At 69.5% G+C, this 16,169-nt stretch carries 15 protein-coding genes; 9 read left to right on the top strand and 6 right to left on the bottom strand.

All coding sequences use genetic code 11. From position 1 onward, the window contains the following. Window positions 1-822 (top strand): cytochrome c oxidase subunit I (locus WH85_RS29695; RefSeq protein ID WP_045745325.1); only part of this gene is annotated, 822 nt, incomplete at its 5' end. 78 nt (window positions 823-900) lie between these two features. Here the strand turns inward: WH85_RS29695 and WH85_RS29690 are convergent. Together WH85_RS29690 and WH85_RS29685 are read right to left on the bottom strand one after the other, a co-directional pair. After that, entirely contained in the window at window positions 901-4,068 is a 3,168-nt protein-coding gene (locus WH85_RS29690; protein WP_052720891.1) for a glycoside hydrolase family 2, read from the bottom strand. A gap of 317 nt (window positions 4,069-4,385) precedes the next feature. Further along, entirely contained in the window at window positions 4,386-5,042 is a 657-nt protein-coding gene (locus WH85_RS29685; protein WP_045745323.1) for a DUF4232 domain-containing protein, read from the bottom strand. A gap of 370 nt (window positions 5,043-5,412) precedes the next feature. On the opposite strand from WH85_RS29685, the gene WH85_RS29680 reads away from it, so the two are divergent. Genes WH85_RS29680 through WH85_RS29670 form a run of 3 tightly spaced genes read left to right on the top strand, consistent with a single transcriptional unit; the run spans window position 5,413 to window position 7,459 of the window. Next, the gene (locus WH85_RS29680) at window positions 5,413-5,745 is read left to right on the top strand and encodes an SDR family oxidoreductase (RefSeq protein ID WP_045745322.1); all 333 of its coding nucleotides are present in this window, start codon (window positions 5,413-5,415) and stop codon (window positions 5,743-5,745) included. A gap of 32 nt (window positions 5,746-5,777) precedes the next feature. Then, window positions 5,778-6,629, top strand: a complete 852-nt coding sequence (locus tag WH85_RS29675) for a helix-turn-helix transcriptional regulator (RefSeq protein ID WP_045745321.1) — start codon at window positions 5,778-5,780, stop codon at window positions 6,627-6,629. Window positions 6,630-6,640: 11 nt separating this feature from the next. Continuing rightward, window positions 6,641-7,459, top strand: a complete 819-nt coding sequence (locus tag WH85_RS29670; protein ID WP_045745320.1) for an alpha/beta fold hydrolase — start codon at window positions 6,641-6,643, stop codon at window positions 7,457-7,459. A 32-nt stretch (window positions 7,460-7,491) separates the two neighbouring features. On the opposite strand, the gene WH85_RS50805 is transcribed toward WH85_RS29670, so the two are convergent. Together WH85_RS50805 and WH85_RS29665 are read right to left on the bottom strand one after the other, a co-directional pair. Further along, window positions 7,492-7,629: a hypothetical protein gene (locus WH85_RS50805; protein ID WP_157411286.1), complete on the bottom strand. Its 138-nt coding sequence runs from the start codon at window positions 7,627-7,629 to the stop codon at window positions 7,492-7,494. A 180-nt stretch (window positions 7,630-7,809) separates the two neighbouring features. Continuing rightward, window positions 7,810-8,070, bottom strand: a complete 261-nt coding sequence (locus tag WH85_RS29665; RefSeq protein WP_157411285.1) for a hypothetical protein — start codon at window positions 8,068-8,070, stop codon at window positions 7,810-7,812. A 205-nt stretch (window positions 8,071-8,275) separates the two neighbouring features. Here WH85_RS29665 and rph point away from each other — a divergent pair, with 205 nt between their 5' ends. Further along, on the top strand, window positions 8,276-10,867 hold the full coding sequence (gene rph, locus WH85_RS29660) for a rifamycin-inactivating phosphotransferase (RefSeq protein ID WP_342669807.1): 2,592 nt from the start codon (window positions 8,276-8,278) through the stop codon (window positions 10,865-10,867). Here the strand turns inward: rph and WH85_RS29655 are convergent. Continuing rightward, on the bottom strand, window positions 10,849-11,223 hold the full coding sequence (locus WH85_RS29655) for a hypothetical protein (RefSeq protein WP_045745318.1): 375 nt from the start codon (window positions 11,221-11,223) through the stop codon (window positions 10,849-10,851). The genes rph and WH85_RS29655 overlap by 19 nt on opposite strands. 122 nt (window positions 11,224-11,345) lie before the next feature. Here WH85_RS29655 and WH85_RS29650 point away from each other — a divergent pair, with 122 nt between their 5' ends. Further along, entirely contained in the window at window positions 11,346-11,849 is a 504-nt protein-coding gene (locus tag WH85_RS29650; RefSeq protein ID WP_045745317.1) for an isochorismatase family protein, read from the top strand. Window positions 11,850-12,472: 623 nt separating this feature from the next. On the opposite strand, the gene WH85_RS29645 is transcribed toward WH85_RS29650, so the two are convergent. Continuing rightward, window positions 12,473-13,405, bottom strand: a complete 933-nt coding sequence (locus WH85_RS29645) for a LacI family DNA-binding transcriptional regulator (protein ID WP_211275484.1) — start codon at window positions 13,403-13,405, stop codon at window positions 12,473-12,475. A gap of 147 nt (window positions 13,406-13,552) precedes the next feature. On the opposite strand from WH85_RS29645, the gene WH85_RS29640 reads away from it, so the two are divergent. Genes WH85_RS29640 through WH85_RS29630 form a run of 3 tightly spaced genes read left to right on the top strand, consistent with a single transcriptional unit; the run spans window position 13,553 to window position 16,166 of the window. Continuing rightward, window positions 13,553-14,371 carry an ABC transporter permease gene (locus WH85_RS29640; RefSeq protein WP_045745316.1) on the top strand — a complete coding sequence of 273 codons (819 nt, stop codon included), beginning with the start codon at window positions 13,553-13,555 and terminating at the stop codon, window positions 14,369-14,371. After that, a complete protein-coding gene (locus WH85_RS29635; protein ID WP_052720889.1) occupies window positions 14,368-15,174 on the top strand; it encodes an ABC transporter permease in 807 nt (268 codons plus the stop codon). The genes WH85_RS29640 and WH85_RS29635 overlap by 4 nt, the downstream gene beginning before the upstream one ends. After that, window positions 15,171-16,166 (top strand): ABC transporter ATP-binding protein, encoded by a 996-nt coding sequence (locus tag WH85_RS29630; protein WP_045745315.1) that lies wholly within the window; start codon window positions 15,171-15,173, stop codon window positions 16,164-16,166. Before WH85_RS29635 ends, WH85_RS29630 begins: the two co-directional genes overlap by 4 nt. Window positions 16,167-16,169: the final 3 nt, after the last annotated feature.

Genomic DNA, 16,169 nt, shown 5'->3' with positions numbered 1-16,169 from the left:
CCGTTCTTCAGCTTCCTGAGCTTCATGATCGCGGTACCGACCGGCATGAAGTTCTTCGTCTGGATCGGCACCATGTGGCGCGGCCAGATCAGCTTCGAGACACCGATGCTCTTCGCCGTCGGATTCATGGTCACGTTCCTGTTCGGCGGGTTGTCCGGCGTGCTGCTCGCATCACCGCCGATCGACTTCCACGTCTCCGACTCGTACTTCGTGATCGCGCACTTCCACTACGTGCTCTTCGGCACGATCGTGTTCGCCGTCTTCTCCGGGATCTACTTCTGGTTCCCGAAGATGTACGGCCGGATGCTCGACGAACGCCTCGGCAAGATCCACTTCTGGCTGACCTTCCTCGGCTTCCACGCCACGTTCCTGGTCCAGCACTGGCTCGGCACCAAGGGCATGCCCCGCCGCTACATCGACTACCTGCCCAGCGACGGCTTCACCTTCCTGAACACGTTCTCCACGATCGGCTCGTTCGTGCTCGGCATCGCCACGCTGCCGTTCGTCTACAACGTGTGGAAGTCGTACAAGGTCGGCACGGTGACCACCGAGAACGACCCGTGGGGCCACGGCAACTCCCTGGAGTGGGCGACCACCACACCGCCGCCGCTGCGCAACTTCGACCACATGCCGCGGATCCGCTCCGAACGCCCGGCGTTCGACCACAAGTTCCCGGAACTGGCCGCCGGCGAACAGTCCATCGCCGGCCCGCCGGAGGGCGGCGCCCGCCCGCTGCGGATGGAGTCCGACGGCGGCGCCACCTACAAGGAGGACGTGGCGACCGACCGGGACCGTCCGAAGAAACGTCCCCGGAAGCGCTGAGTACGGCCCGCTGGACATCCAGCGGGCCGTTTCTCTCAGTGCTGAGCCTCTCTCAGGGCTGTCAGGGCTGAGCCTCTCTCAGTGCTGAGCCGTGAACAGTGCCCGCACCTCCGCGTCGGTCAGTGCCCGGTCGAACGCCTGCACCTGATCGACCGACCCCGACCAGTAGTCGGTCTTGTTGCCGGCGTACTTGGCCCGGCCCACCGACAGCGGACCGGTGCTGACCACATCCGGTCCGGCGGGCACCGCGGCGGCCGGTTCGCCGTCCACGTACAGCCGGATCTGACCGGTGGTGTGGTCCCGCACCCCGACCAGGTGGTACCACCGGTTCAGTTCCGGCGTCACCACCAGCCGCGCCCGGTTGCCGCCCGGCGTGCTGAACGCGAAGGCGCCCTGGCCGTACTGCAGGTAGAACGGGTTCTCGGTGACCCGGCCGTCCTGGCTGACCGCCGTCGCGTAGTTCCCCGGGATCTCGTCCAGGGTCACCCACGACGACACCGTGTAGTCCTTCGTCGTGTCGAGCACCGGCGCGGCGGTGTCCGCGTAGTCGCCGTCACCGTCGAAGGTGAGAGCGCCCGGCGCCCAGGTGGTGTCGCCGTAGAGCGTCAGGTCGGCGTCCCCGGCGCTGTCCCGGGCGACCGTGCCGCTGCCCTCGTCCAGCTTCCACTCGCCGTTCCCCGGGAACGTCGCGTCCGCTCCGGCCGCCGCACCCGCCGCGATCACCTTCTGGTTGATCGCCCGGACCGGTGCCGGGTCGACCTTGATCTCCCGTCGGTCGTACGTCCACAACCCGTTGAGCTCGGTCTCCAGGTCGGTGATCTGCGTGTACACCGATCCGGACAACTCCGCCCCGGCGGCCTCCAGGTAGAAGCGGCCGGTGTTGTCGACGTACTTGGCGGTCAGCGCCGCCTTGTCCGCCACCCCGCTGTAGATCACCGCGGGGACGCCCGGCCACATGTGTCCCGGCGTGCGCAGGGTGAAGCCGCCGTGTTCGCCGTCCATCGCGATCCGGGTCGCGTCCGGCCACGCCGGGTCGGTGTTGTTGTAGTCGTGATGGTCGATGACGTCGCCCTTGCCGGAGTCACCCTTGGAGTTGCAGCAGTTGACGCCGCTGTGCGCGTTCACGATCCGGGTCGGGTCGGCGGCCTTGACCTGCTCGGCGATCCGGCCGGTCTCCTCCCGGTTCCACTCGCCCCAGCCCTCGTTGAACACGATCCAGCCGATGATCGACGGGAAGTTGTGCAGCTGCCGCATCATCGTGCGGCCCTGCTCGAGGAACGCCTGCTGGCCGGCGGTGCCGGTGATGTCCGACGACACGAAGTCCTGCCAGACGATCAGGCCCAGCTCGTCGGCGTGCCGGTACCACCGGGCCGGCTCCACCTTGATGTGCTTGCGGACCGCGTTGAAGCCCAGCTTCTTCGTCTCGACCAGGTCGAACCGCAGGGCCGCGTCACTCGGTGCGGTGTACAGCCCGTCCGGCCAGAAACCCTGGTCCAGGGTGGCGAGCGAGAAGATCGGCTTGCCGTTGAGGACCAGCTTCGGGAAGCCGCCGACGGTCTTCACCTCGACCGTGCGCAGGCCGAAGTAGGCGCGGACCTCGTCCTTGCCGAGCGTGACGTCCAGGTCGTACAGGTACGGGTCGTCCGTACTCCACAGGTGCGGGTTCTTGATCTTCAGGCGAAGATCGGAGCCGGCCGCCCCGGTGGTCGTCGCGACCTTTTTACCCTTTTTGTCAAGCGCGGTGATCGTCACGGTGCCGGAACCGGTGATGTTGGCGGTGACATTGCCAAACATGTCCGTATTTATGGTTACGTTTTCGATGCTCGTCGTGGGTGTCGGCTCGAGCCACACCGTCTGCCAGATGCCCGACGACGGCTCGTAGACGATGCCACCCGGATTCAGCGACTGCTTGCCCTTCGGCTGATCAGGACCGGTCACGTCGGTCACCCCGACGATGATCTCCTGCGGGCCGCGGGCCTTCAGTGCGTCGGTGATGTCCGCCGTGAACGCGGTGTAGCCGCCGGTGTGCTCGGTGACCAGCTTGCCGTTCACCCAGACCTTCGCCTGGTAGTCCACCGCGCCGAAGTTCAGCTTGAGACGCTGCCCTTCCTTCTTCCAGGCGGTCGGCACGGTCACCAGCCGGCGGTAGAACATGTGGTCCTCGCGCCGCTCGATGCCGGACAGCAGCGACTCCACCGGATAGGGGACCGTGATCCGCTCGGCCAGCGCCTTGCCGAACACCGGCTGCTCACCGGCCTCGGCCCCGGCGAACTCCCACTGGCCGTTGAGGTTCAGCCAGTCCTTGCGGATCAGCTGCGGGCGCGGGTACTCCGGCAGCGGGTTGCGCTTGTCGACCCTGTCGCCCCACGGGGTGGTCAGCCGGTGCGTCGACGCGTTGGCCGCCGACCGGATCACCTGCGGCACCACCTCGCCCGCGACGACCAGGCCACCGGTGCCGTCGTAGTTCACGCGTACCTTCTGATCCTTCTGGATCTTCTCGGCCAGCGTGATGATCACCTTGGTGGCGTCCCGGCGGTCCACCCGCACCGATTCGATCGGGAACTTCGTGGTGTCCACCTCGACGGCCAGGTGCGTGGCGAGCTCGCCGACGGTGTCGACGCGGCCCTCGAAGTCGGCGACGACGGTCGTGCCGTCCGCGCCGACCGTGAACTCGGCCGGGTAGATCTGGAAACCGTCCGGCGGCGTGAACGCCGACTCCGGCACGATCTGCTTCTCGATGCCCGCCCCGGCCCATCGCAGGAACAGGTTCGCCCCGCCGGTGTCCTGGAACAGCTCGATCCGCACCTCGTGCGCCTCACCCGCGGTCAGCCGCACCGGGGCGCTGGTCTGCTCGCGGTCCCAGTCGCCCACCCAGTGATCGATGACCGGCTGTCCGTCCAGGAGGAAACGGAACCCGTTGTCGCCGATCATGTAAAACGTGTAGTCACCCGTGGTAGGCGCGGTCAGCTTGCCGGTCCACCGGGCGGTGGTGTGCTCGGTCCGCCCGGTCAGGGACTCGAAGGCCCCGACGAGACCCGGCAGGTCGATGTTCGGATCCAGCAGAATGCCGCCGAGCTCCGCGAAGTCATGGGCTCCCGGCGCCGACATCCGGAAGTACTCGCCCTTCAGACCGTTTACCGCGGCCGCCGCGGGGGCCTGCGCCGCCGCCGTCCCGGCCGGGATCGCGAACAGGGCGAGGATCATTATCGCTACGGCGAGTAGTGGTCGCAGGGGTGATCGTGGCATCGAATGTTTCCCTTCGCGCAACGTCGTAACTCGCTCACATTGGCGTAGTTACATGTGTGATGTCAACGAAAGGCAACAGGAACAAACAGTTCCGCAACTCGATCACCCATTAACCGCCCAAGGCAGGATTTTTCGCTTTCGCTCCTTCGGGGGTACGCGGTGAGCACCCTTCACGCACCGCGGGAAACGAACCGGCCCGCCGGGTCGTCCCGCGGCTGCGGGCGGCGACTCTCGGCGGGCCGGATCGGTGCTGCTCCCGTGCGGGCGGCCCGGCGCCGTGGCGCCGCGTCGGACCACCCGCACGGGAGGGTCGGGGATCACCAGGCGACGACGCCCTGCCGGCTCGGCTGCAGCGTGCCGACCTTGAGCGACTTCATGGTGATGTTGCTCTTCTCCGCCGCCGGGAAGCCCTCGAGCTCGGCGGCCGGACCGTCGGCGGACGTGCCGAGGTCCCAGCGGATCGTGTTGCCGGCGCCGCAGGAGCTGTCACCCTTGTCGCAGGTCGTCCACTTGATCCCGGCGAAGGCCGAGCCGCCGGCGATGATCTTCACGTCCACCGCGGGGCCGGGCTCCTCGACCTTCTCGGTCGGCACCTCGACGGCCTCGTTCGCGGCGTTGACCAGAGTGAACGTCAGCCAGCCGTGGACCGTGCAGTCCTTCTCGCCGTTGTTGGTGACGACGACCATCGCGGTCGGGGCCGTCGCGCTGTCACCCTGGGCGGCAATCGTGACGGCGAGGTCGTCCGTCGCGCAGTCGCTGCCGGTGCTGCCGCCACCGGACTGGCTTCCACCGGTCGTGGTGGTGCTCTCCGGGGTGGCCGTCGCGTCCGCGGGTTCGGTGGTGGCGGTACCGGGTGCGGTGCTGGAGCCGGCGCCGGCCGCTTCGCCCGAGGCGCCGTCACCGGACTGACCGCAGGCGGCCAGGGCGGTCATCAGGGCCACGGCCGGAACGGTCGCCTTCAGCACGTCACGCATGTCGCCTGTCTCCGAACGTCGTAGTCGTCGATCTCTTGCATCGCTCCCGTCGTTCCTGGAGCGACGAGACCTACCGTGCCCGCTTTCCCGGGCCCTGAACCTCGCATCCCCCGGACGCGGCACGAAGGCGGGAGAGTGGATCTTGCAGCTCCCTCCTTCGTGTCCTACTTCGCTCACCTCGGCGGGCCACGGCTACCGGCTCAGCGGCGATCATGGGACGGTGACGAATGCTGATGTACCGTTCTCGCTGACGGTTCCACCGCTTCACCGTCGACCTGGACATGCCGGCCGCCCGCTGCCTCTACCTCGACCGCATCGAGAACACCGTCGGCCGCAAGCAGGTGATCACCCGCATCGAGGCGTTCCGCCAGTGGACAGCGGCCGGGCCGTCGCGGCGCGGCTCCCCGGGCCGACCGAGGTCCGCACGCTCGACCTGGCCGACCTCGCCTCCGTCCGGCGGTTCGCCCACGACTGGACCGGCGACGCCGCCCTGCTGGTGAACAACGCCGCGATGATCTACCCGCCCGCGCTGACCCGGACCCGGGACGGGTTCGAGGCCCAGTTCGGTGTCAACCACCTCGGCCACTTCGCGCTCACCCAGCTTCTGCGCGAGCACCTCACCGGCCGCGTGGTCTCGGTGTCGTCCCTCCGCGCTCTCTGGGAGCTCTCCGAACGCCTCACCGGTGTGTCGGTGCGCGGCTGAGCCGCCAGGGAAGCCGGATAGGGTCCGGTGTTGTGGACCGTGCATGGCTGGGTGAGTTCCTCCGTCGTCGCCGGGAGGCACTGTCGCCGCAGGAGGTGGGGCTGCCCGCGCGCCGATCCGGCCGCACCCCCGGGCTGCGCCGTGAGGAGGTGGCCGCGTTGGCGACGGTCTCCGCCACCTACTACGAGCGGCTCGAACAGGGCCGAGGACCGTACCCGTCGGCGGCCGTGCTGTCCGCGCTCGCCACCGCGCTGCGGCTCACCGGCGAGGAGGAGGCGCACCTGTTCCGGCTGGCCGGCCAGTCCGTGCCGGTCCGGGTTGCGCCCACCGAACAGGTCGACCCGGCGCTGGCCTACGTCCTGGAGGCGGTCGCGGACACCACGCCGGCGTTCGTCACCGACGACCTCGGGACGGTCCTCGCCCAGAACCGGCTGAACATCGCCCTGTTCGGAGGGTTCGTCGGCGTCAACCTGATCTGGCACTGGTTCACCTCACCGACGTGGCGGCACCGGCTCGACCCGCCGGAGAGCCAGGAGCAGACGGGTCTCGCGTACACCTCGGATCTGCGCACGGTGATCGCCGAGCGTGGCCACGACGGAGCGGCGGGAGCCCTGGTCGACCGGCTGTCCACGGTCAGCGAGGAGTTCCGCGGGATGTGGGGCCGGCACGCGGTGGCGTCGCTGCACTGCCCGACCAAAATCGTCGACGACGAGCGGGTCGGCCGGATCGAGATGGACTGTGTGATCGTCGCCAGTCAGGTGGGCCGCCAGCGGATGCTGATGCTCAAGCCGGTCCCGGGCACACCCAGCGCCGCACGTCTCGCCGCCTTGCACGCAACAGCCCCGCACAATCAGGACGTGGTTGTGGCCGGCGCGCGTCTCTAGCGTTCCGTGGCATGCGTAACGTTGTACTCGTCCACGGTTTCTGGCACGGCTCCTGGTGCTGGACACCGGTCACCACCCGGCTCGCCGCGCGTGGCATCCCGTCGGTGGCCGTCGACCTCGACGGTCACGGCCTCGGCGCGGTCTCGCCGCGGTCCCGCTGGTCTGCCCCGTTCGACCCGGCCGCCTTCGCCACCGAGCCGTCCCCGGTCGCCCATGTGACCGCCTCGTCGGCCGCGACCACCCTGATCGACCAATTGCGGGCCATCGGCGGCGGCGACCCGTGCGTCGTCGTCGCGCACAGCATGAGCGGCCCGGTCGTGACGGCGGCCGCCGAACGCGCCCCCGAACTGTTCGCCCACCTGATGTATGTCACCGCGTTCGCCCCGGTCGGCGGTCACCCGACGGTCGACTACATCGGCATGCCGGAGAACGCGGGCGACATGGTGGGCCCGCTGCTTGCCGCGGATCCGGCCGTCGTCGGATCTCTCCGCCTGCGTACGCACCTGAGCGCCAGCGTCCGCGAATGCTTCTACAACGGCATCCCCGACCCGGTAGCCGACGCCGCGACGGCGCTGCTCAGCCCGGACGGCCCGATGGGCATCCCCGCCGAGACGATCACGGTGACCCGGGAGCGGTTCGGCGCGGTCCCGCACAGCTACGTGCTCTGCACCCGCGACAACGCGGTACGCCCGAACCTGCAGCGCCGCCTGATCCGCGAGCTGGACGCCGTCTCGTCCACCCCGACGAAGGTGTTCGAACTCGACTCGTCGCACTCCCCGTTCCTGTCCCACCCCGACGAGCTGGCCGACGCCATCAGTACCGTCTTCTGACCCGCGCGGACATGAGGGGGTGACGTCGCCGTTCAGGCACCGGCCGCGGTCAGCACCCGGATCGCCCGGTCGGCGGCGACACGAACCCGTGCGACCGGGTCCCCGCGTAGCCCCACAAGTTCGGGCAGCACCCCGCCGAGCAGCCGTTTCGCGGCCATCTCGGCAGCCATCTCCCGAACCCGCCAAGCCTCGTCAGCGAGCCCGGTCCGCACCGCGCTGTCGGTACCCTCGGACCACGCCCACAACAGTCCGCACACACCCGCCGACCACAGCCGCGACCCCTTGCCGCTGGCAGGCAGCCTCGATGCTCTCCCGGGGCGTGACGCCCCACCGCGACGACGGAGCCACCCCTATGACCGCGGGGTGCGGAAGGGCGGGCCGGGCTGCGACGGGGTCCATCCGGCCCGCAGTGCGGCCCGGATGCCGTCGGCGACGATGCCGGGGGTGATGCTCGGTAGCATCGCCACGTTCGAACCCAGCATCGCGGAGCGGGGCTGGTCGGCGAGTTCGGCGACGTAGGACGCGAACTGCTCGTCCTTCTGCGTCGCCCGCCAGCGGTACGTCACGTCGTCGACCACGATCGTCCGGGTGCCTTTGCGAGGCAGAGTCATCGAGCATCCTCCAGGCCGGATTGTCGTCAGCCGGTGGAGGCTATCCCGGGAGAGTGTCCCGGTCCGAGGGGTTTTCCGGACCTGAGAATCGCGGGGACGCACCCTTCCACTTCTAAGCTATATCGGATAGGGGCTCTTGCCGCAAGACCCCATATACCGCGCACAATCGGTCGGTCACGCTACGTCCTGCGAGAGGAAGTCCGCGGTGTCCCGCTACGTCATGAATCTGGACGAGCTCGACCGGTCGATGGCCGACCTGGCCGGCGGCAAGGGCGCCCACCTGGGGGAACTCGCCCGCATCGACGGTATCCGGGTGCCGCCCGGGTTCGTCGTCACGACCACCGCCTTCGACCGGATCCTGGAACTGGCACCCGGAATGCCGGAGCTGCTGGACCGGCTGTCCGCGCTCGACCCCGCCGACCGCGAGGGGATCGCCTCGCACAGCGCGGAGATCCGTCGTGTCCTGGAGAAGGCGGCCCTCCCCGACGTGCTCGCGTCGGCGATCATCCGGCCGATCACGGCGGGTGTCGCGTACGCCGTACGGTCCAGTGCGACCGGCGAGGACTCGGCGGCGACGTCGTTCGCCGGCCAGCACGACACCTATCTCAACGTGATCGGTGAGGCGGACATCCTCGATCACGTCCGCCGCTGCTGGGCGTCGCTGTTCGCCGAGCGGGCCGTCACCTACCGCCTGCGGCACGGGATCGGCCACCGCAGCGTCCGGATGGCCGTCGTCATCCAGCGCATGATCTTTCCGCGTACGTCCGGGATCATGTTCACCGCCGACCCGGTCACCGGCAACCGCCGGGTCACCGCGATCGACGCCGGGTTCGGGCTGGGGGAGGCGCTGGTGTCCGGCCTGGTCGACCCGGACGTCTACCAGGTGCGCGACGGCGTGGTGATCAGCGAGCGGATCGCCGTGAAGCGCCTCGCCGTGCAGCCCTCGCCCGCCGGTGGCGTCGAGCACCGGGAGGTCCCGGTGGAGACCCGGGAGATTCCGGCGCTCTCCCACCCTGATGGGGTACGCCTGGAAGCGCTCGGCCGTCGACTGGAGGCCCATTTCGGTCGTCCCCAGGACATCGAATGGTGCCGGGACGACGACGGTTTCGCGATCGTCCAGAGCCGGCCGATCACCACCCTGTTCCCGGTTCCGGAGGCCGCCGACGACGCCCCACGCGTCTATCTGTCGGTCGGCCACCAGCAGATGATGACCGAGGCGATCACCCCGCTCGGCCTGTCGGTGTGGAAGCTGACGTCACCGGGGGAGATGCGCGACGCCGGTGGGCGGCTGTTCGTCGACGCCACCGCCCGGCTGGCCTCCCCGGCGATGCGGGCGCAGCTGCTCCCGATCATGAAGCAGTCGGACCCGCTGATGGGCGACGCGGTGCAGACGGTCGTCGACCGGGGGTTCGTCCCGGAGAAGACGGACGACGGCCCGGTCGCCCCGATCCACGGTGCCCGGACCGGGGACCGCGGCGAGAAGCTGCCGACCGATCCGGCCGTCGTCGCCGAGCTGATCGCGGAGCGGCGCGCGTCCCTGGAACAGCTCAAGCGCGACATCGCCGGGAAGTCCGGCACCGACGTGATCGACTTCGTGACCGCGGACCTGCTCGGACTGCGGAACATCCTGACCGAGCCGCGGAACGTCCTCGCGATCATGGCCGGGATGGAGGCATCCTGGTGGCTCAACGAGCACCTGGAGCAGTGGCTGGGGGAGAAGAACGCCGCCGACACGCTCACCCTGTCGGTCGCGGACAACGTCACCTCCGAGATGGGCATGGCGCTGCTCGACGTCGCTGACGTGCTCCGCGCGTACCCCGGCGTGGTTGATTTCTTGGAGAAGGCGGGAAACGACTTCCTGGACCGGCTCCCGGAACTGACCGGAGGTCAGGAGGTTCGTGACGCGATCATGGCGTTCCTCGACGACTATGGGATGCGGTGCGTCGGCGAGATCGACATCACCCGGCCGCGCTGGTCCGAGCAGCCGCTGGCGATCGTGCCGCTGATCCTGACCAACGTGCGCAACGCCGAGCCGGGCGCCCGCGCGCGCCGCGTCGAGCAGGGCCGTCGGCAGGCGGCGGAGAAGGAACGGGAGGTGCTGGCCCGGCTGCGTGAGCTGCCGGACGACGGCGAGGCGAAGGCCGTCGAGACGAAGTGGATGATCGACCGGGTCCGGACCTTCATCGGCTACCGGGAGTACCCGAAATACCACATGATCAGCCGCTATTTCGTCCTGAAGCAGGCGCTGCTGGCGGAGGCTTCCCGGCTCGTGGAGACCGGTGTACTGGCCGACCGTTCGGACATCTTCTTCCTGACGGTCCCGGAGCTCGGCGAGGTGGTCCGCACCCAGGAGGCCGATAAGGACCTTCTTCGGGTACGCCGTGAGCAGTTCCGGTCATTCCGCGATCTCCGCCCACCACGGGTCCTCACCTCGGAGGGCGAGGCCCTGTCCGGTTCCTATCAGCGGACCGACCTGCCCGCCGGTGCACTGGCCGGACTGCCCGTCTCGGCCGGTGTCGTGGAGGGCCGGGCCCGGGTGGTCGCCGACATCGCCGGCGCGGACCTCGAACCCGGCGACATCCTGGTCACCGCCTACACCGACCCGAGCTGGACGCCCGCCTTCGTCACGATCAGCGGCCTGGTCACCGAGGTGGGCGGCCAGATGACCCACGGTGCGGTGATCGCCCGCGAGTACGGCCTGCCCGCCGTCGTCGGCGTCGAGAACGCCACCACCCTGATCAGAGACGGTCAGCGTCTGCGCCTGCACGGCACCGACGGCTACCTCGAACTCCTCTGACCGTAGCCCACGAGGGCGCGGAGCTCCTTGACGAGTGCCGCGAGGTGCCGGTTGGCCGCAACCTGCTCCTCGCGGTCCTCGCGGTCCTCGCGGTCCTCGCGGTCCTCGCGGTCCTCGCGGGCGAGGTAGAAGTCCCCGAAGTTCCGCGCGCCGTAGTAGAGCCCGGCCAACCGCTCCCGCACCGCTCCGAGGATCTCCTCCTCGGACGCATCGGTGCCCGACAGATCGGCGACGACCAGCAGCATCTGCTGCTGCCAGTGAAAGGCGGTCCGGTCCGCGGCGAGCAGAATCCGATCGAGTTCCGCGGCGACCTCCCGCGCCCGCGCGATCCGGTTCCGCTCGTCGACATTCCCCACCTGTGCTCCCGTCCTCGACGTCCCAGGTGCCGGACCATACGGCGTGTGAGCTGGGCAGACAATGGTGATGTGCCGAAGTGCCCGATGCGATCGGGCGGTTGGTGCCGTCTACGATCGCGGGCATGACGAGCGCGCTGATCGTGGTGGATCTGATGCCCCGGCTTGTGGAGCAGGGGTTCGGGCCGCATCGGGGCGCCGACGTGGTGGCCCGGGCGGTGCGGCTCGTCGCGGCGTGGCGGCGGGCCGGGGACCCGGTGGTGCTGGTCCGCGTGGAACGGCCGGGTGTCGTCGAGCAGCCGCCGGGCAGCGGGTTCGTGCCGGAGCTGACGCCCCGCGAGGGTGACGTGGTCGTGGTGAAGCGGACGATCGGCGCGTTCTACGGGACCGGGCTGGCCGAAGAGTTGCGGGCACGATCGGTCGAGACGGTGGTCCTGGCGGGGATCGCCACCACGATGGGTGTCGAGTCGACGGGGCGGGCGGCGGCGGACCACGGCTTTGCGGTGACCTTCGTCGAGGACGCGATGACCGGCCTCACTGCGGCCGAACACCACCACGCCGTGACCACGATCCTGCCCCGTTTCGGCACGGTCGTGCGCACCGACGATCTGCTCCAAGACCGGGACTGATCTCAAGCGGTCAGCCGGTGGCCCGGTGGCCCGGTGGCCCGGTGGCCCGTCAGTTCAACCGCCGGGGCTCATCCGAAGGCTGTGGGCGACGGCCCTTCTCGCGGGCGCCCGGCCGTCGCCCATGGCTGGCTGCAGTCGATAGCCGCCGCCGTCGACGGCCGGCTGGTGCGAGCCGTTGCCCACGGCTGATTTCGGCTTGCGCGGCGACCGTGGACGACGGCTGGCCGGTGCGAGCCGTCGGTGGTGGCTGTTTTCGGTGTGTGAAAGTGCCGTCTGTGACGGCTGGCCGGTGCGAGCCGTCGTCCATGGTTGAGTTTGGCTTGTTTGGGGACCGTGGGCGACGGCTCGCACCAGCCAGCCGTCGTCTGTGGTTGGGTTCGGCCCGTTCGGGGACCGTGGACGACGGCCGGCGAGTGCGGGCCGTTGTCCACGGTTGGGGTCGGCCGGTTTGGGGACCGTTGGGTGACGGCGGGCGGGTTCGAGCCGTTGTCCACGGTTGGGGTTGGCCTGTTTGGGGACCGTGGGCGACGGCTCGGCGCGTGCGGCCGTTGGTGGTTGTGGGGGACGGTCGGTTACGCGTACCCGAAGAAGGGCGTGAGCGCAGGAACCTGCCCTGACCGGCGTCAGCGGCTCCAGGTGACCTTGACCGGGAGACGGCGGCGTTCGCCGGGGTCGGTGAGCAGGGCTGTGGTGAGCAGGGTTGTGGTGAGCAGGTCCATCGCGGTGCGGCCGAGGCCCTCGCCGTCGACGTCGATGGCCGGGATGCCGGGGGCGCCCAGGGCGTGCGTCACCGTGGTCTCGGCGCTGACCACGATGTCGTCGGGGACGTGCACGTCGCGGCCGCGGAAGGTGAGCATCAGGCCCAGGGCCAGCGCTGTCGCGTAGGGGACCACCGCGGTCGCGCCGGTGGCCAGTACCTCGTCGGCGGCGGCGACCCCGGCGGCGAACGTGGCCGGGAACGGGCCGTGGACGGTCAGTTCGGCGCCGGAGCGGGCGGCGGCGTTGCGGGCGGCGGCCTCGCGGCCCGGGTCCTGCCAGGAGCCGGGCGGGCCGCCGATGTACGCGATGCGCCGGTGCCCGCGGACGGCCAGGCCTTCGACGACGGCTCCTATCGCGGTGGCGGTGTCGGCGACCACCGAGGGCAGGCCGGGGACCTCTCTGTCGACGAGCACCGTGGGCTTGATCGCGCCGATCGTGGTGACGTCGGCGTCGGTGCCGCGGGGGGCGGCCAGGATGAGTCCGTCGACCTGGGCGGCCAGCCGTTCCAGAGCGGTGACGTCGGAGGCGACCGTCACCGTGAGGTGAAGGTCGGACTCGGCGGCGCGGGCCTGCGCGCCGCCGATGATCGGGGCGAAGAAGGCGTTCTCGAGGGTGGGGACGACGAACGCGGCCAGGCCGGTGCGGCCCCGGGCGAGCTGGCTGGCGGTGCGGTTCAGCACGTATCCGAGCTGGTCGGCGGCGGCCAGGATGCGGGTCAGGGTTTCCGGCGCGACCATCTCGGGGCGGGCCAGGGCGCGCGAGACCGTGGACTTGTTGTAGCCGGCGAGGGATGCCACATCCGCCAGGGTCGCCACGTGGGAGCCTCCGAGAGTCGTTACACGGTGTTTACCAGCTCCCGCGCCGCATCATCATCCCGGAGGACGTAGGCTGCGTGCAACCGGTTGTGCAACCGGTTGCATGACCTCAAGTCCGAGATTAGGGAAATGTCGAGAAAAACCGCTCTTCTCCTCTTACCGGGGCTTGCGTTCCTCGCCGCCGGATTCCTCGTGCCGGCCGTGGCGATGCTCGTCGCGCCCCCGGGCGAGGAGACCGCAGCGGTCGTCACGCGGCTCGCCGAGATGATCACCGACCCCTACGAGCTGCGCATCATCGGCCGCACGGTCACCATCGGCCTGATCGTCACCGGCCTCTGCGTCGGCCTCGGGTTCCCGATCGCGTACCTGCTGGCCCGCTCGACCAGCCGCTGGGGCGGCGTCCTGCTGGCCCTGGCGATCTTCCCGCTGCTGCTCAGCAACGTGGTCCGCACCTTCGGCTGGCTGGTGCTGCTCGGCGCGAACGGCGCGATCGGCAAGCTGCTGACGAGCACCGGGCTGGCCGACGAGTCCCCGCAGATGCTGTACACGCCGCTGGCCATCGTGCTCGGCCTGACCCAGCTGTTCCTGCCGCTCGCGGTGATCTCCTGCTACTCCGCGGTCGCGCAGATCGACCCGGGCCTGGACGACGCGGCCCGCGGTCTCGGCGCCGGGCGCACCCGCACGTTCTGGACCGTGGTCGTGCCGCTGGCGCTGCCCGGCATCGTGGTCGCGGCCACCCTGGTCTTCGCCGGGTCGGTCACCGCGTACACCACGCCCTACCTGCTCGGCGGCTCCGGGCAGCGGATGCTCGCGACGCAGTTGTTCACGTACGCCTCGGTCTCGGTCGACTGGGCCGCGGCCAGCGCCACCGCCCTGATCATGACGATCCTGGTGTTCCTGGTCTCCGCCGTCTCGTCGCTCGCCGGCCGGAAGGGAGCAACGACATGAGGGGCAACGGCACGAGGCGCCCCGTTGCCGCCACCCTGGCAGTGCTCGGCTACATCATCATGATCGTGCCGATCCTGTTCGTGGTGGCCACCGCGTTCAGCGCGGGACGGACCCTGCGGTTCCCGCCGGAGGGCTTCTCGCTGCAGTGGTTCGAGGCGGCGGTCACCTACGACCCGTTCATGGAGTCGCTGGTCTCCAGCCTCTACCTGGCGATCGGCGCGACCGCGCTGGCCCTGCTGCTCGGTGTGCCGGCCACCATCGCCATCCACCGCGGCAGGATCCCGGGACGTGGGCTGCTGGAAGGCCTGTTCCTGTCACCACTGATCGTGCCGGAGCTGGTGGTGGGCCTCGCGCTGTACCAGCAGCTGATGATCGGTCTCGGACTCGACAACCTGACCACGCTGCTGCTCGGGCACACCGCGCTTCTTCTGCCGTACGCGGTCCGCGTCACCGGCGCATCCCTGGCGCTGGCCGACCCGGCGGTCGAGGAGGCGGCCCGCGGGCTCGGTGCCTCGCCGGTCCGGGCGTTCCTGACCGTCACCCTTCCCCTGCTGCGACCGGGCATCTTCTCGGCCGGGCTGCTCGGGTTCGTCACCTCGTTCAACAACGTGCCGCTGTCGCTGCTGCTGCAGGACCGCGAGTTCCGGACGCTGCCGGTGACGATGCTCGACTACGTGCAGCAGAGCTACAACCCGCGGATCGCCGCGATGGCCACCCTCATCCTCGCCGCGACCGTCGTCATCGCGGTCATCGCGGAGCGCACCGTCGGCTTCGCCAAGATCTTCGGAGGCATCAACCGATGAGCACCGCTGCCGCATTCGTCGGCGTGACCCAGCGGTTCGGTGACTTCACCGCCGTGGACGCGATCGACCTGGAGATCCCCGAGGGGAAGCTGACCACGCTGCTCGGCCCGAGTGGCTGCGGCAAGACGACCTCGTTGCGGATGCTGGCGGGATACTCCCAGCCGACCTCGGGCACGATCACCATCCACGGGGTGGACAGCACGAGGCTGCCGCCGGAGAAGCGTGGGCTGGGCATGGTCTTCCAGTCGTACGCGCTGTTCCCGCACATGACCGTGGCGGAGAACGTCGCCTACGGCCTGAAGATCCGTAAAGTCGGTAAGAAGGAGACGAATCAGCGCGTCGCCGACACGCTCGACCTCGTCGGACTGGGGCATCTGTCCGCCAGCAAGCCGAAGAAGCTGTCCGGCGGGCAGCAGCAGCGGGTCGCGCTGGCCCGCGCCATCGCGATCCAGCCCCGGCTCCTCCTGCTCGACGAGCCGCTCTCCAACCTCGACGCGCGACTTCGCGTCCAGATGCGCGCCGAGATCCGCCGGATCCAGTCCGAGACCGGCCTGACCGTCGTCCTGGTGACGCATGATCAGGACGAGGCTTTGGAGATGTCCGACCTGATGGTCCTGATGAAGAGCGGTCGGATCATGCAGTCCGGCGCTCCTCGCGAGGTCTTCTCCCAGCCGGCGAACCGGTTCGTCGCCGACTTCCTGGGCTACGAGAACTTCTTCACCGACAAGTCCGGTATTTTCCGGACAATTCGTCCCGAGTATCTCTCGCTCGGTGGCGACAAGACGGGCGAAAGGCTTGAAGCCACCGTCGTCTCCACCGCATACCGCGGCGTGGACCTGCTCGTCACCCTCGAGGCCGTCGACGGCGCCGGCCAGACAGTCCGCCTGATCGCCGACGTTCGTAACGCCGCGGCGATCGAACCCGGTCAGAAGACCACGGTCACCGCTGACCCGGCTCATCTCGTACCCCTCGAGAATTCCGGAAAGGAATAGACA

It is taken from the genome of Actinoplanes rectilineatus (assembly GCF_000962825.1).
Taxonomy (GTDB): Bacteria; Actinomycetota; Actinomycetes; order Mycobacteriales; family Micromonosporaceae; genus Actinoplanes; species Actinoplanes rectilineatus.
Note: the sequence above shows the minus strand (reverse complement) of the source record. Positions and strands in the feature narration are given on the sequence as shown.

Excerpts from the sequence above, each read along its gene's own strand:
- WH85_RS29670 (WP_045745320.1), top strand. The coding sequence starts at position 6,641 with ATGCGTAACGTTGTACTCGTCCACGGTTTCTGGCACGGCTCCTGGTGC.
- WH85_RS29640 (WP_045745316.1), top strand. The coding sequence starts at position 13,553 with ATGTCGAGAAAAACCGCTCTTCTCCTCTTACCGGGGCTTGCGTTCCTC.
- WH85_RS50805 (WP_157411286.1), bottom strand. The coding sequence starts at position 7,629 with ATGGCTGCCGAGATGGCCGCGAAACGGCTGCTCGGCGGGGTGCTGCCC.
- WH85_RS29690 (WP_052720891.1), bottom strand. The coding sequence starts at position 4,068 with ATGCCACGATCACCCCTGCGACCACTACTCGCCGTAGCGATAATGATC.
- WH85_RS29650 (WP_045745317.1), top strand. The coding sequence starts at position 11,346 with ATGACGAGCGCGCTGATCGTGGTGGATCTGATGCCCCGGCTTGTGGAG.
- WH85_RS29665 (WP_157411285.1), bottom strand. The coding sequence starts at position 8,070 with ATGACTCTGCCTCGCAAAGGCACCCGGACGATCGTGGTCGACGACGTG.
- WH85_RS29635 (WP_052720889.1), top strand. The coding sequence starts at position 14,368 with ATGAGGGGCAACGGCACGAGGCGCCCCGTTGCCGCCACCCTGGCAGTG.
- WH85_RS29685 (WP_045745323.1), bottom strand. The coding sequence starts at position 5,042 with ATGCGTGACGTGCTGAAGGCGACCGTTCCGGCCGTGGCCCTGATGACC.
- WH85_RS29630 (WP_045745315.1), top strand. The coding sequence starts at position 15,171 with ATGAGCACCGCTGCCGCATTCGTCGGCGTGACCCAGCGGTTCGGTGAC.